The organism is Thalassolituus sp. LLYu03, from assembly GCF_050507655.1.
Lineage (GTDB): Bacteria > Pseudomonadota > Gammaproteobacteria > Pseudomonadales > Oceanobacteraceae > Venatoribacter.
In genome coordinates this window covers 2884404-2897783 of the sequence record NZ_CP191496.1, presented here as the reverse complement: position 1 = coordinate 2897783, position 13380 = coordinate 2884404, and the positions used below count along the sequence as shown (strand labels likewise).

Annotated in this window: 12 protein-coding genes; 2 read left to right on the top strand and 10 right to left on the bottom strand. The window is 59.1% G+C overall.

What is annotated here, in order from left to right; all coding sequences use genetic code 11:
- Window positions 1-92: 92 nt before the first annotated feature.
- From panD to dksA, 10 genes are all read right to left on the bottom strand, one after another.
- Window positions 93-473, bottom strand: a complete 381-nt coding sequence (gene panD, locus ACQUQU_RS13115) for an aspartate 1-decarboxylase (RefSeq protein WP_430460148.1) — start codon at window positions 471-473, stop codon at window positions 93-95.
- Window positions 474-578: 105 nt separating this feature from the next.
- A complete protein-coding gene (panC, locus tag ACQUQU_RS13110; RefSeq protein ID WP_430460147.1) occupies window positions 579-1439 on the bottom strand; it encodes a pantoate--beta-alanine ligase in 861 nt (286 codons plus the stop codon).
- Entirely contained in the window at window positions 1436-2242 is an 807-nt protein-coding gene (gene panB, locus ACQUQU_RS13105) for a 3-methyl-2-oxobutanoate hydroxymethyltransferase (RefSeq protein WP_430460146.1), read from the bottom strand. Before panB ends, panC begins: the two co-directional genes overlap by 4 nt.
- A gap of 64 nt (window positions 2243-2306) precedes the next feature.
- Window positions 2307-2801: a 2-amino-4-hydroxy-6-hydroxymethyldihydropteridine diphosphokinase gene (gene folK, locus ACQUQU_RS13100; protein ID WP_430460145.1), complete on the bottom strand. Its 495-nt coding sequence runs from the start codon at window positions 2799-2801 to the stop codon at window positions 2307-2309.
- Window positions 2802-2813: 12 nt separating this feature from the next.
- Window positions 2814-4211, bottom strand: a complete 1398-nt coding sequence (pcnB, locus tag ACQUQU_RS13095) for a polynucleotide adenylyltransferase PcnB (RefSeq protein WP_430460144.1) — start codon at window positions 4209-4211, stop codon at window positions 2814-2816.
- A gap of 1044 nt (window positions 4212-5255) precedes the next feature.
- Complete coding sequence (locus ACQUQU_RS13090) at window positions 5256-6656, bottom strand: sigma-54-dependent transcriptional regulator (RefSeq protein WP_430460143.1); 1401 nt, start codon at window positions 6654-6656, stop codon at window positions 5256-5258.
- Window positions 6653-9583, bottom strand: coding sequence for an ATP-binding protein (locus ACQUQU_RS13085; protein ID WP_430460142.1), 2931 nt, complete (start codon window positions 9581-9583; stop codon window positions 6653-6655). Before ACQUQU_RS13085 ends, ACQUQU_RS13090 begins: the two co-directional genes overlap by 4 nt.
- Window positions 9573-9749, bottom strand: coding sequence for a hypothetical protein (locus ACQUQU_RS13080; protein ID WP_430460141.1), 177 nt, complete (start codon window positions 9747-9749; stop codon window positions 9573-9575). The genes ACQUQU_RS13085 and ACQUQU_RS13080 overlap by 11 nt, the downstream gene beginning before the upstream one ends.
- A 76-nt stretch (window positions 9750-9825) precedes the next feature.
- Window positions 9826-10716, bottom strand: a complete 891-nt coding sequence (gene gluQRS / locus ACQUQU_RS13075) for a tRNA glutamyl-Q(34) synthetase GluQRS (RefSeq protein ID WP_430460140.1) — start codon at window positions 10714-10716, stop codon at window positions 9826-9828.
- Between the two features lie 96 nt (window positions 10717-10812).
- Entirely contained in the window at window positions 10813-11247 is a 435-nt protein-coding gene (gene dksA, locus ACQUQU_RS13070) for an RNA polymerase-binding protein DksA (RefSeq protein WP_430460139.1), read from the bottom strand.
- A gap of 217 nt (window positions 11248-11464) precedes the next feature.
- On the opposite strand from dksA, the gene ACQUQU_RS13065 reads away from it, so the two are divergent.
- Together ACQUQU_RS13065 and sfsA are read left to right on the top strand one after the other, a co-directional pair.
- Window positions 11465-12643, top strand: a complete 1179-nt coding sequence (locus ACQUQU_RS13065; protein ID WP_430460138.1) for a pyridoxal phosphate-dependent aminotransferase — start codon at window positions 11465-11467, stop codon at window positions 12641-12643.
- Window positions 12640-13350, top strand: a complete 711-nt coding sequence (sfsA, locus tag ACQUQU_RS13060; protein WP_430460137.1) for a DNA/RNA nuclease SfsA — start codon at window positions 12640-12642, stop codon at window positions 13348-13350. The genes ACQUQU_RS13065 and sfsA overlap by 4 nt, the downstream gene beginning before the upstream one ends.
- Window positions 13351-13380: the final 30 nt, after the last annotated feature.

The window sequence follows — 13380 nt, the reverse complement described above, 5'->3', positions numbered from 1 at the left end:
GCGCCAGTATACGGAAGTGCCGGAAAACGGGCAAAAAAATGCCGCTCATGTCACAGACAGAGCGGCTATTTTATGGCCGGAGTTGCGTCGTATCAGGCAACCTGAACCGGAATGTCGAAGCTGGTGTGGCTGACGGTGTTGTCTGCGTTCATGTACACCATTTTTGGCTTGAAGGTCGCCAGTTCTTTTTCGTCGAAATTGCCGTACGAGCAGATGATGATGCGGTCGCCCACATCGGCCTGATGAGCCGCTGCGCCGTTAACGGAAATAATGCCGGAGCCGTCTTCGCCACGGATGATGTACGTGGTGAAACGCTTACCGTTGGCGATGTTGTAAATCTGGATCTGTTCGAATTCGCGCATTCCCGCGAGGTCCAGCAGCTGGCCGTCAATGGCGCATGAGCCTTCATAGTTCAGAACGGAATGCGTAACCCGCGCCTGATGAAGCTTGGCTTTGAGCATGATGGATTGCATGGTAAACCCTTCTTAACGGTTCCGACGTCGGACGTCGGGGGCGGTTCCTGAGTCGCAGGAACTGTTCATATTTTGCCCGCCCGGGCAAAGGCGGCGAAGTATGCCTTAATCACCCGGGCGGTTCAATGACACCTGAAGGTTATCAATCAGGCGTGCAGGTCCTAGAAAAGCAGCCCCTAAAATCACCACATCGGCGTCGTTTAACGAGGCCGGTTTCAGGTCGTCCACGCGGCGGATTTCCAGATAATCGGTGCGGAAACCACGGCCGTTCAGACGCTCGGTCGCCGCACTCAGGCTGGCGTCGATCGCTTTGCCGGCACGGAAGTCGTCGGCGATTTCATTCAGGGTCAGATACAGGCCGGTCGCCAGCTCACGCTCTTCGGCATTGAGGTAACCGTTACGGGAACTCAGTGCGAGACCGTCGTCGGCGCGCTTGGTCGGTACCGCAACAATCTCCAGTGGCATACACAGGTCGGCCACCATCTTGCGGATCACGGCGACCTGCTGAAAATCTTTCTGGCCGAAGAAGGCGACATCCGGTAACACCTGATTGAACAGCTTGGTGACCACGGTGGATACGCCGTCGAAGTGACCCGGGCGGCTGGCGCCACACAGACCATCCGATACTTCCGGTACGTGCACGATGGACTGCTGGTCCTGCCCGTTGGGGTACATTTCGTCCACATCAGGCGCAAACAGCAGGTCGCAGCCGGCGCTGCTCAGACGTGCCTGATCTTCCGGCAGGGTGCGCGGGTAACGGGCCAGATCGTTCTTGTCGTTGAACTGCAGCGGGTTAACGAAAATGCTGGCGACGGTAAAGCAGCCGGCATCGATGGAACGCTGAATCAGGCTGATGTGGCCGTCGTGCAGATTGCCCATGGTGGGTACAAAGCCGATGCGGCGGCCACTGGCACGGGCAGCGCGAACGTGCTCACGCAGTTCGCGGATGGTGTGAACGGTAATCATACAAAACTGTGCTCTTCAGCCGGGAAGCGGCCATCTTTCACTTCTTCTACATACGCCGCGAATGCCTGTTGCACGTTGCGGCCATCGGTCAGGAAGTTTTTCACAAACTTTGGCGCACGGCCGGTGTTCAGGCCCAGCATGTCGTGCATGACCAGTACCTGCGAGTCGGTCGACGGACCGGCACCGATGCCGATCACCGGGATACTGACGGCCGCGGTGATGCGCTCGGCCAGGGCGTTCGGTACGCATTCCAGCAGCAGCATGTCGGCGCCGGCCTGCTCCAGTGTCTGGCAGTGCTCAACCATGGCATTCGCGGCTGCATCGTCGCGGCCCTGCACCCGGTAACCACCGAATTTGTTCACCGACTGAGGTGTCAGGCCCAGATGCGCGCACACAGGTACGCCCTGACGGGACAGGGATTCCACCAGAGGAATCAGCCAGTCGTCGCCTTCGATTTTGATCATGTGAGCACCGGCCTGCATCACGGCGCGCGCGCTGGCCAGACCCTGTTCGACCGTGCCGTAACTCATGAACGGCAGATCGGTCATGATCAGCGCCGGACGTTGGGCCTTGCGGTTGCCACGGGCAACGCTGGCGGTGTGGTAAGCCATGTCATCCACGCTGACGGGCAGTGTGCTGTCGTGTCCCTGCAGAACATTGCCCAGAGAGTCGCCGACCAGCAGGACTTCAACGCCTGCTTCTGCCGCCAGTTGGGCAAAGGTCGCGTCGTATGCGGTCAGGACTACAAATTTTTCCTGCTGCGCCTTCATGGACTGCAGCGAACGGATACTGATGGGACTCATGGTCAACCTCCGGTTACAGCCGCCGGGCGGCCTCATTCTGGGAGCGTATGGTGCGGATTGGCAGTTATAAGTCAACTGAAAGAGCACCGAGGCGGTGCAATTCGCCCCCAAAAGCGGGCGATACCTCCTTCAGACGGGTACCGTCCGGCAGAGTCAGTTCGGGGGCAATTTCCAGCAGGGGCGTGACCACAAAGCTGCGGTTGCAGAGCTCTTTGTGGGGCACAGTCAGACGCTCACTGTGGAATTCAGTGTCGCCGAAGAGGAGTAAATCGATGTCGATGCAGCGCTCGCCCCAGTGCCGCAGTTTGATGCGGCCCTGTTCACGTTCAATGCGCTGCGTTTCGTCCAGTAAGGCCAGCGGCGCGAGCGAGGTTTCAGCCGCGACGGCAATGTTCACGTAGTCTGGCTGATCTTGAGGCCCCAGTGGCTTGCTGCCATACAGAGCGGACACCCTCAGCAGGCGGAAACCGTTAATGGCGCGCAGGGATTCAAACGCCAGCTCCAGCTGGCGCACAGGGTCGTTCAGATTCGCCCCGAGGCCCAGATAACAACGCGTCATGATGTCAGGGGATCAGTTCTGCGGCGGGCGGCGGGTGCGGTTGCGCGGTGGGCGGCGGCGTTTGCGGGCCGGACGGCCGGAGCCGTCTTCGCCGTCGGCTTCAAACACGCTGTCGCGTGGGGTGAAGTTCGCCAGATCCGGATTCTGTTCCTGCAGGCGGGTCCAGAAGGCGCCAATGCCGTCCAGCTTTTCGCCGGACTGCTCACGCAGCAGGATGAAATCGTAGGAGGCGCGGAAACGCGGATGGGTCACCAGCTCCGGCGCTTTCTTGCTCTGAGTGCGGGTCAGGCGTGACTGCATTTCCCAGATTTCGCGCATCGGAATCGAGAAACGCTTCGGAATGGCAATGATCTGCAGCTGTTGCGACATGACGCGGTCAGCCGCTTTCTGCAACGCCGGGTTGGCGTGCATGCCGCGCGCTTCAAATTCTTTTTGCACGCGCATCAGCGGCGGCCACATCAGGGCGGCAAGGAAGAAATACGGTGTTACCGATTTACCCGCCTGAATGCGCTCGTCGGTGTTACGCATGGTGTTCTCTGCCATGGCCAGTGCGTGCGGGTCTTCGCGCAGACACTGTTCAGTGGCCGGGAACAGCTGGCCAAACAGTCCGTATTCACGGAGCAGGCGCAGGGTTTCCAGCGCATTACCGTGCAGGAAGAGCTTCAGGATTTCTTCAAACAGGCGGGCCGACGGAATCTGGCCCAGCAGTGGTGCCATCACAGGAATCGGCTCAGCGGTGCTGGCTTCGATGCTGAAGCCAAGCTTGGCGGCGAAGCGGATGGCACGCAGCATGCGCACCGGGTCTTCACGGTAGCGGGTTTCCGGATCACCGATCAGGCACAGACGACGATTGATCAGGTCTTCCCAGCCACCGGCGTAGGAATGCACGCTGAAATCGGAAATGTCGTAATAAAGAGCGTTGACAGTAAAGTCACGACGCATCGCATCTTCGTCTTTATTACCGTACACGTTGTCACGCAGGATCATGCCCTGATCGCCGGTCGCGGCCACCTTGGTGGAGTGTTCATCCGTTGGCGGGGCGCGGAAGGTGGCCACTTCAATCACTTCACGGCCATACACCACGTGAACCAGTTTGAAACGGCGGCCAATCAGGCGCGAGTTGCGGAACAGGTGGTTCACCTGCTCCGGGGTGGCGTTGGTCGCCACATCGAAATCTTTCGGGTTCAGGCCGAGCAGGGTATCGCGCACGCCACCGCCCACCAGATACGCTTCGTAGCCGGCTTTGTTCAGGCGGTACAGTACTTTCAGCGCACTTTCGCTGACGTTGCTGCGGCTGATGCTGTGCTCATCACGGGGGATAATCCGGAGTTCCAGCGGATCCTGGTTACGCTTCTTTCCGGTCAGGCGTCTGCCCAGCTCTTTCACGGTTTTGGATAATGTTCTGATCAAGGTTGAATGCCGTTCTTGCTTTCGCCAGGAGTTGTTGCCTCCGCCGGGAATGGCGGACAAGCGGGCGAGTGTAACGTTTCGTTGTCTGTAAATAAATCGCAGGCAAACAAAAAGCCGCTCGTGGCGGCTTTATTGGGGGTGTCCTTGTTGTTCTTCTCGTTCCCGTCTTCCTTTGGTGAACCGACTGTTTTGAATAAACAGGCTTCCGCCCTTTGTTTTTCTTATTGTTCACAGCTGGAACGGCTGTGCATTCAAAACAGTTTGTTCATAACCTGGTCTGTGTTTCTTATTGTTATTCAGACCATGCGGCATCTTGTTATTTTTATTGTCTGCCGATCGGAGGTAACGGACGTTTTTTATTTTTATTGTTCGCCGCACCTTGATGTTTGTAATAGAGCAGGCACCGTGCCAAAAATATAAATTCTTTGTAAATCAATGGTTTGCGCTTTCTTGTGCCAGGTTGGTAGCACGTATTCGACTAAAGTGTTACCCGGGGGCGGGGTCTGAGGTAACAGTTTCCGTTTCGCCGGTAACAGTGTGTAACACCAATGGGCGTAACGGGGCGTAACCAGATTGTGGCGTGTTCTGTCTCGGAGTTTGGGACTGTAAATAATGACGTGGCGGCGCAAGGCAACCTGCTGGCAGCTGTAGGACGGATACGAAGAGGAAATAGACTGCGGGGATAGAAGAAAGAGGATTGCTTTGACGGCATGGGGATGTCGGCAAAGCAATCATCTGTCAGTGAGTCGGGGCTTATTATTGTTATTGTGAACTCGGCGCCGTGTTTTTATTTTTATTTTCCGGCTTAAAGCACCCTGCTTTGTTATTTTTATTTTTGTGGGCGCGTTTCTTATTGCTTTGATATCTATATAGCGATTGCCGTGCCAGTTTTTAAAGAAGTGTAAAAACCTTTTAAAAACAAGAGGTTATGGATTTTCAGGGAGAGTGTGCGCAGGTTTGACGGGAATTTGTGTTACGCGGGTGGCGAGATATGACCGAAAAGTGAGGCCGGTGTAACCTTTTGGTTACACCGGCCTCAATGTGTTACCGGGTGCCTTTGCGGCGGGGGATACCAAGACGCTGACGTCGTTCCCACAGACTTTTGCGGGAGATACCGAGTTTGCGTGCCAGATCGGTCTCGGTCATGTTGTGCTCGTTTTCTAACACGAAGTGCACGAAGTAATCGTCCAACGATAGATCGCCCTGTTGCTGTTGACCAACAACTGGCGCGTATTGTTCCGTCTGCACCAGATTTTCACGCATGCTCTGGCTGATGTAGCGGTCCGGCGACAGGTCGATGCCGAGAATGCTGGCCGGAATCTCATTGTCGTCGGCCAGAATCACCGCACGTTCAACGGCGTTTTCCAGCTCACGCACGTTGCCTGGCCACTGGTACTGGCGGATCGCCTGAATGGCATCGCTGGTGAAGTGCATAGGCTGCAGCTGCATCTTATTGCAGGCACGGGTGAGCATGGCGCCGGCGATTTCAACCACGTCTTCACCCCGGTCGCGCAGCGGCGGCAGATGCAGCTCCACCACATTGAGACGGTAATAAAGGTCTTCGCGGAACTCGCCGCGGCTGGCCATTTCTTTCAGATTACGGTGGGTTGCGGCGACTAAACGCACATCGACTTTTTTGCTCTGCACCGAGCCTACCCGGCGAATTTCGCCTTCCTGCAGCACGCGCAGCAGGCGTGCCTGAGCTTCAAGCGGCAGTTCGCCGATTTCGTCAAGGAACAGGGTGCCACCGTCGGCGGCCTCGACCAGACCCTGACGGGTGCTGTTGGCGCCGGTAAAGGCGCCTTTCTCGTGGCCGAACAGTTCGGATTCGATCAGGGTTTCCGGAATGGCCGCGCAGTTCACCGAGATGATGGGCGCGGCGGCGCGGCGGCTCTGCTCGTGCATGGCACGGGCGACCAGCTCTTTACCTGTGCCTGATTCACCGAGAATCAGCACCGTCGCGTCGGTTGGTGCCACTTTGCTGATCTTTTTGAACAGCAACAGCATGGGTTCACAGCTGCCGATGATGCCGCTGTGCGGGTATTCCTTATTCACTTCTTTTTTCAGCTCAGCCGACGCCGCCGGTTTATGGCTCAGGCGTGACTCGGTCAGGATGCGCTTGACCGCCTGCGCCATTTCTTCGTGATCAAAGGGTTTGGCGATGTAGTCGACGGCGCCCATTTTCATGGCATCCACGGCCGAGCGCAGGCTGGCGTAGCTGGTCATGATCAGCACCGGGGTGTCGCCGGCCAGTTCAACCAGCTCGGTGCCCATGCCACCGGGCAGGCGCAGGTCGCTGATGATCAGATCGTAGCGGCTGAGGTCTTCGCGTTTGGCGGCATCCAGTGAGTCGACGTCGGTGACGTCGTAGTTGTGACGTTGCAGCAGGCGGCGCACCGACTGACGGATAATGGCTTCGTCTTCAACGACCAGGATGTGACTCATACAGCGGATTCCGGTTCTTCTACAGAGTTATAGCGTGGCAGGCTGACTTTAACACAAGTACCGCGTCCTTCGCTGACGGGGCTTTCGATGCTGATGTGGCCGTAGTGTTCTTCGATGATGTTGTACACCAGCGACAGGCCAAGACCGGTGCCTTTGCCCACGTCTTTGGTGGTGAAGAAAGGCTCAAAAATGCGGTCCATGGTTTCCGGGTCAATGCCGTGCCCCTGATCCGTCACGCGCACCACAATCTGATGATCGTCGGCGTCGGCGCTGACACAGATCTGCTGCCCTGGCTGGCTGGCGTCGCGCGCATTGCTGAGCAGATTCACGAACACCTGCACCAGTCGCTGCGGATCACCAAGAATGTTCAGCTCGCCTTCGCAGCGGTTAATAAAGCCGATGTCCTGACTGCGTTTGCTCAGACGCAGCAGCTGCATGGCTTCTTCCACCACGTGGGACAGATTCACTGCTTCGTGTTCAGTGGAGTGGTTACCGGCGTGGGCGAAGTTCATCAGCGACTGCACGATGCGCGTCACCCGCTTGGTCTGCTCCTGAATCTGGTTGGCCATTTCCAGAAGCTCCGGGTTATCGGTTTCATAGCGGATGTTCTGCGCCAGACAGTCGATGCCGGTGATCGGGTTGCCGATTTCGTGGGCTACACCCGCCGCCAGCCGGCCGATGGAGGCCAGACGTTCGCTGTGAATCAGTTCTTCTTCCAGCAGCTGGGTTTCGGTCTGATCTTCCATCAGCACCACAATGCCGCCGGGCTGGCTGCCGCTGGCCTTGATGACCGACTTGTGCAGGCTGTACCAGCGCGGGCGGGCGCCGATATCCACGCGCTTTTTGTGTTCGTGCATGGCGCGGCTGTGGACAAAATCCTGCAGCAGGCCCGACCAGGGCTGTGGCAGCCGGCTCAGATGAGCGCCGGTAACTTTGCCGGCGTCGATCTGGGTAAGGTCGGTCATGGCCTGGTTCCACATCAGAATCTCGCCGTCGTCGGCCAGTGAACACACGCCCATCGGCAGACGCTCCAGCGTCTGGCGGTGGTAACGGCGCAGGTTATCCAGCTCGCCGGCCAGACCGCTCAGGCGGTCGTGAAAGCCTTCCAGCCGCTGCTCAATCTGATAGATGTCTTCGCTGAGTTCGGCGTTTTCCTGAAACGGCAGGTAGCGGGTAACGATGTCGTGTGCCACGGTTGGGCCCATCAGGCCGGACAGGTTGGCCTCCAGACGGGCACGCAGACGACGCAGCGCGTAGGGCCGGTCTTCATAGGACGGCAGGTCTAGGTCTCCCAGCGCCTGATACACCTCGCGTTCTGCTACGTAGCGGCCAAGCGGTTTGCTCAGCGCGGTGATGACGTCGTTGGAATTGCCGGCAATCAGCGGCCGGCGGCTCGGGCGCGAAAGGGTATCGATGGAACAGGCGTCGGCGGCGGAAATTTCTGAAGCCTTCTGCTTGGTCGACAGACTGACCAGCACAAACAGCACCAGATTCAGGGCGAAGGCCGCGATGGCCGCGAGGTGCCAGTTGCTCTCGTCCACGGCCGGCATCGGCAGCGGAATGTTCCAGCCCAGACGGGCAGCCGAGAAGGGCAGCAACATGCCGTACAGCCACAGCAAAATGCCGGCGATCAGGCCCGACAGAAACCCCTTGCGGTTGGATTTCGGCCAGTACAGCAAACCCAGTACGCCGGGCAGAAATTGCAGCGCCGCGACGAAGGCGAGAATGCCGAGGCGGTTCAGATCGAGGTCGACGCCCAGCATGCGGTAGAAGGCGTAGGCCAGCAGCAGGATGCCGGCGATCAGCGAGCGCCGCATCCACAGCAGCCAGCGGTAAAAATCGTGGCGCGGGCTGGGCTTGTGGAAAGGCAGCACCAGATGGTTGAGGAACATGGCCGCCGTGGCCAGTGTCATCACAATCATGATGCCCGATGCCGCCGCCAGACCACCGAGGAAGGTGATCACTACCAGAGCCGGCGACTGCAGTTTCAGGCCGATGCCGAGGGCAAAATATTCCGGCGGGGTGTGCACATTCAGATGCACGCCGGCCCACAGGATCGGTGGAATCGCCAGACTCATGGCCAGCAGAAATAAGGGGAAGCCCCAGCTGGCGGGCTTCAGGGCATCGCTGTTGACGTTCTCGGTGAAGGTCACATGAAACATATGCGGCATCACCACGGCTGCGGCGAAGAACACCAGCAGCAGGGTGCGCCATGGGCCTTCCTGCAGGGTGATCTGCTGATGCGCCAGACGCGCCTGATTGTCGATCAGCCACTGTTCCAGACCGCCGGTTTCACTGAACACGCTGAACAGTGCCACGCCACCCAGCACCAGAATGGCAACCAGCTTCAGCAGCGACTCAAACGCCAGCGCAAACACCAGACCTTCGTGTTTCTCACGCGGCGACACATGGCGGGCGCCGAACAGCACCGCGAACAGCACCATGATTACGCAGAAGCCAAACGCCAGCGTGGTGGCCGGCCATTCACTGTTGAGCAGATGCAGGGTGTCGGCGATGGCGCTGATCTGCAGGGTCAGCATCGGGATCACCACCGCCAGCGTGAACACCGACACCAGCATACCGGCCAGGCGTGAGCGGTAACGGAAGGCCAGCAGGTCGGCCAGCGAGCTCAGCTGATAAATGCGGGTGATGTGCAGCAGCGGCCGCAGCAGAATCGGCGACATCACAAAGGCGCCGGAGATGCCCAGATAATAGGCGAGGAAGCCATAGCCGTATTCGCTGGCCATGCCGACCGAGCCATAAAAGGCCCAGGCGCTGGCGTACACGCCGAGCGAGAAAATATACACCAGCGGATGGCGCACCCAACGGCGCGGCACCCAGCCACGCTCAACGGCGTAGGCGGTGGAAAACAGGAAAAACAGATAGCCGAGAACGATAACCCCGAGCTGACCGAGACTAAAGCTCATCATCACCCCGCTTACGGTTCAGCCAGATATAAAACGCAATGAGCAGAAGCCAGATGGCGAACGGGCGGTACCAGGCGCCTTTATCGTCCAGCCACCAGTCCATCATGATGGGCGAGAAGAGGTAAATCCCCACCAGAAACGCCAGTCCAAGGCGGTAATCGTACATAGTGTTCCGGCTGCACAGTGAAAGCGGCAAGCGTACCACAAAGTCAGCAGGCTGAAGTCAGGCGCGGCGGAAATGCTCAGGCGCGCTGGAAATACACAGGGGCGGATTGTTCGCGCAGGCCGTGCAGGGCAGAGAGCCGCCAATGGGTGGTGGCCCAGTGCAGCAACTCAGCCGGCGCGGCGCCGTGCAGGTCGGCCGGCGGAGCCTGATTCAGCCACTGCAGTGCCTGAAACAAGGTGGCGCTGATGTTTTCGCCGGTCAGCGGCCGCGCCAGATTCTGTTTGCTCAGTTTCTGGCCGTTGGCTTCCAGCGCCACCGGAATGTGCGCATAGGCCGGCAATGGCTCGGCGAACGCCTGATACAGCAGCGCCTGGCGGGCGGTAGAGTCGATCAGGTCGATGCCGCGCACGATGTGGGTAATGCCCTGATCAATATCATCGCTGACCACGGCCAGCTGATACGACCAGGGGCCGTCGCGGCGTTTGAGGACAAAATCGCCGATGGCATCCAGCGACTCGCACCATTCGCCTTGTAAGGCATCATTAAACCGGTAGTCGCCTTTGGGGCAGAGAAAGCGCCAGGCAATGTCGCTGCTGGCCTGACACCGGCAGTCACCGTGATGGGCGTCGCCGTTCAGTTGCTTGCGCGAACACTGGCAGGCAAAGGCCAGTCCGCGCTGACGCAGTTGCTCAAGGCGCGCCTGATAGACGTCGTTGCGCTGGCTCTGATAGCGCACGTCGCCATCCCAGTGCAGACCATAGGCGTCGAGAATCTGCAGAATGCTGGCGGCGGCCGTGGGGTCTTCGCGCGGCGGGTCGAGGTCTTCAATGCGCACCAGCCAGCGTCCCTGCGCGGCACGGGCGTCGAGAAAGCTCGCCAGAGCGGCCAGCAGCGAACCGAAATGCAGAGGCCCGGTGGGCGATGGCGCGAAACGGCCGGTATAGGAGGTGTGGGTTGGCAGTGTCATGGTCGGGCGACCGGCGCTAAAAACAGCAGGGAACATAAAGCCGTAAAACAAAATGGGCAACCCCAGGGTTGCCCATTCCGGTCAGTCAGCGGTCGTTTACACGCCCAGCTGCTTTTCTTTGATCTCGGCCAGCGTCTTACAGTCGATACACAGATCGGCGGTCGGACGGGCTTCGAGGCGGCGGATACCGATTTCAACGCCACAGGCCACACAGTAGCCGTAATCACCTTTGTCGATCAGATCCAGAGTCTTCTCGATCTTTTTGATCAGCTTACGCTCGCGGTCGCGGGTACGCAGTTCCAGGCTGAATTCTTCTTCCTGGCTGGCACGGTCGTTAGGGTCCGCATAGTTGTTGAGCTCGGTCTGCATGTGCTCTTTGGTACGGTCCACTTCTTCCATCAGTTCCTGTTTCCAGTTGCTGAGGATCTGGGTGAAGTGTTTGAGCTGGTTATCGCTCATGTACTCTTCGTCCTTGCCAATTTCGTACGGGGTGAAATTGGACAGTGCAAACTCTTTGTTATCTTGCGGCATCGCGTTACTGCCTCACCTGCTGAACCGGAAATCCCGGAGTCGGGTCCATGCGCACCGGTGCAACTGCAAACCTGCCTGTTGTACCGGGCTCCAAAATCAATAAGGCGGGGAAACTATCAGATAACATGGCAGGCGCCAACTATTTCTGGCGCCTTTTGTTGATGCCGGTCGGTCATCTGGCACAATAGGGCACTTGTTTGTTGTCGAACTGGTCATTATGTCCGTGTTACCCCCCGCGCCCGCTGCGTTGCGCACCACCGAAGTCCGTCCTTTTCAGGTCATGGCCATTCTGGCCGAAGCGCAGGCGCTGCAGGCTGCAGGGCGCGACATCATCCATCTCGAAGTGGGCGAACCCGATTTTCCGACACCGGATCCTATGATCGACGCCGCCGTCAGCGCGATGAAAGCGGGCAAAACGGGTTACACCCCGGCACTGGGTCTGCCGCAGCTGCGCCAGAAGCTGGCCGGTTATTACGGCGAACGCTTTGGTGTCGACCTTAACCCGCAACGTATCGTGCTTGCGCCAGGTGCGTCCGGTGCCTTGCTGCTGCTCACCGCCGCCCGTCTGGATGTGGGACAGACACTGATGCTGGCCGACCCGGGCTACCCCTGTAACCGTCATTTTGCGCGGGTGTTTGAAGGCCATGGTCAGCTGGTGCCCTGTGGTGCCGATAAACGCTACCAGCTGACGCCGGCCGATATCCGCAGCCACTGGCAGGCGCACACCAAAGCCGCGCTGGTAGCCTCGCCCGCCAATCCGACCGGCACTGTGCTGAGTCTTGAAGAACTGGACGCACTGGCGCAGGCCGTACGCGAGCAGCAGGGCGAGTTGTGGGTGGATGAGATTTATCAGGGGCTGAACTACACCGGCGCGCCACAGACGGTACTGTCGGTGGCCGACGACGCCGTGGTGCTGAACAGCTTCTCCAAATTCTTTGGTATGACCGGCTGGCGGTTAGGCTGGGCGGTGGTGCCGGAGGCCTGGGTGCCGACCCTGGATACGCTGGCGCAGAATCTGTTTCTGGCGCCGCCGACGCCGGCACAGTACGCCGCACTGGCTGCCTTTGAGCCCGGGACCATGGCCATTCTGGAAGCGCGCCGCGCTGAACTGGAAGAACGCCGGGCCTATTTACTGAAGGCATTACCGGAACTCGGCTTTGATGTGCCGGTGGCCCCCGACGGTGCCTTCTATATATACGCCGACGCCAGCCGCTTCACCGACGACAGCCTGAGCTTCTGTTCACGCGTGCTGAACGAAGCCGGCGTGGCCATCACGCCGGGTGTGGATTTTGGCGAATTCGGTGCCGGCACCCACGTACGCTTTGCGTTTACCACCCGTCTTGAGCGCCTGCAGGAAGCGGTTGAACGCCTGCGTGTCTGGCTGGGCGGCTTGTGAAGTACGACGCGCCGCTGTTAACCGGAACCCTGCTGAAACGCTACAAGCGTTTTCTGGCCGATGTGCGCCTCGACGATGGCCGGGAGATCACCGCCCATTGTCCGAACACCGGCTCGATGAAGCATTGCGCCGACGACGGCAGCCGCGTGTGGCTGTGGGACAGCCTGAACGACCAGCGCAAATACCGCCTGACCTGGGAATGGGTGGAGGTGGATGGCCGCTTCCGCGCCTGTGTGAACACCGCCCGCGCCAACGCGCTGGTGGCGGAGGCGTTAGCGCAGGGCGTTATTGCCGAGCTGGCCGGCGACTACGACATTAAGCGCGAACCGAAAGTCGATGACGGCCGGCTCGATTTTCTGCTCACGCAGGCCACCGGGCCGGATACCTACGTCGAAGTAAAAAGCGTGACCTTGCTGAGCGGGGCCGAACCCGGCCTTGGCGAATTTCCGGATGCCGTGACCGAACGCGGCCTGAAACACCTGCACAGATTACGCGTGTTAAAAGAGCAGGGCTGGCGGGCGGTGTTGCTGTTCTGTGTACCGCACGAAGGCATCGACCGGGTGCGGGCAGCGGCCAGTATTGATCCGGCCTATGCCAGGGCGCTGACCGAGGTGGCTCAGGCCGGTGTGGAAGTGCTGGCTTACCGGGTATCCTTCAGCGAATGGGGCATGGCACTCAGCACCCGGATTCCGGTTGAGCTGGTCTGAACGCTTTTTAATAACAAACAACAAGAGAGA

Bases quoted from the DNA above. Each gene is read 5' to 3' on its own strand.
- panD (WP_430460148.1), bottom strand. From the start codon at position 473: ATGCAATCCATCATGCTCAAAGCCAAGCTTCATCAGGCGCGGGTTACG.
- panC (WP_430460147.1), bottom strand. From the start codon at position 1,439: ATGATTACCGTTCACACCATCCGCGAACTGCGTGAGCACGTTCGCGCT.
- panB (WP_430460146.1), bottom strand. From the start codon at position 2,242: ATGAGTCCCATCAGTATCCGTTCGCTGCAGTCCATGAAGGCGCAGCAG.
- folK (WP_430460145.1), bottom strand. From the start codon at position 2,801: ATGACGCGTTGTTATCTGGGCCTCGGGGCGAATCTGAACGACCCTGTG.
- ACQUQU_RS13090 (WP_430460143.1), bottom strand. From the start codon at position 6,656: ATGAGTCACATCCTGGTCGTTGAAGACGAAGCCATTATCCGTCAGTCG.
- ACQUQU_RS13085 (WP_430460142.1), bottom strand. From the start codon at position 9,583: ATGAGCTTTAGTCTCGGTCAGCTCGGGGTTATCGTTCTCGGCTATCTG.
- ACQUQU_RS13080 (WP_430460141.1), bottom strand. From the start codon at position 9,749: ATGTACGATTACCGCCTTGGACTGGCGTTTCTGGTGGGGATTTACCTC.
- gluQRS (WP_430460140.1), bottom strand. From the start codon at position 10,716: ATGACACTGCCAACCCACACCTCCTATACCGGCCGTTTCGCGCCATCG.
- dksA (WP_430460139.1), bottom strand. From the start codon at position 11,247: ATGCCGCAAGATAACAAAGAGTTTGCACTGTCCAATTTCACCCCGTAC.
- ACQUQU_RS13065 (WP_430460138.1), top strand. From the start codon at position 11,465: ATGTCCGTGTTACCCCCCGCGCCCGCTGCGTTGCGCACCACCGAAGTC.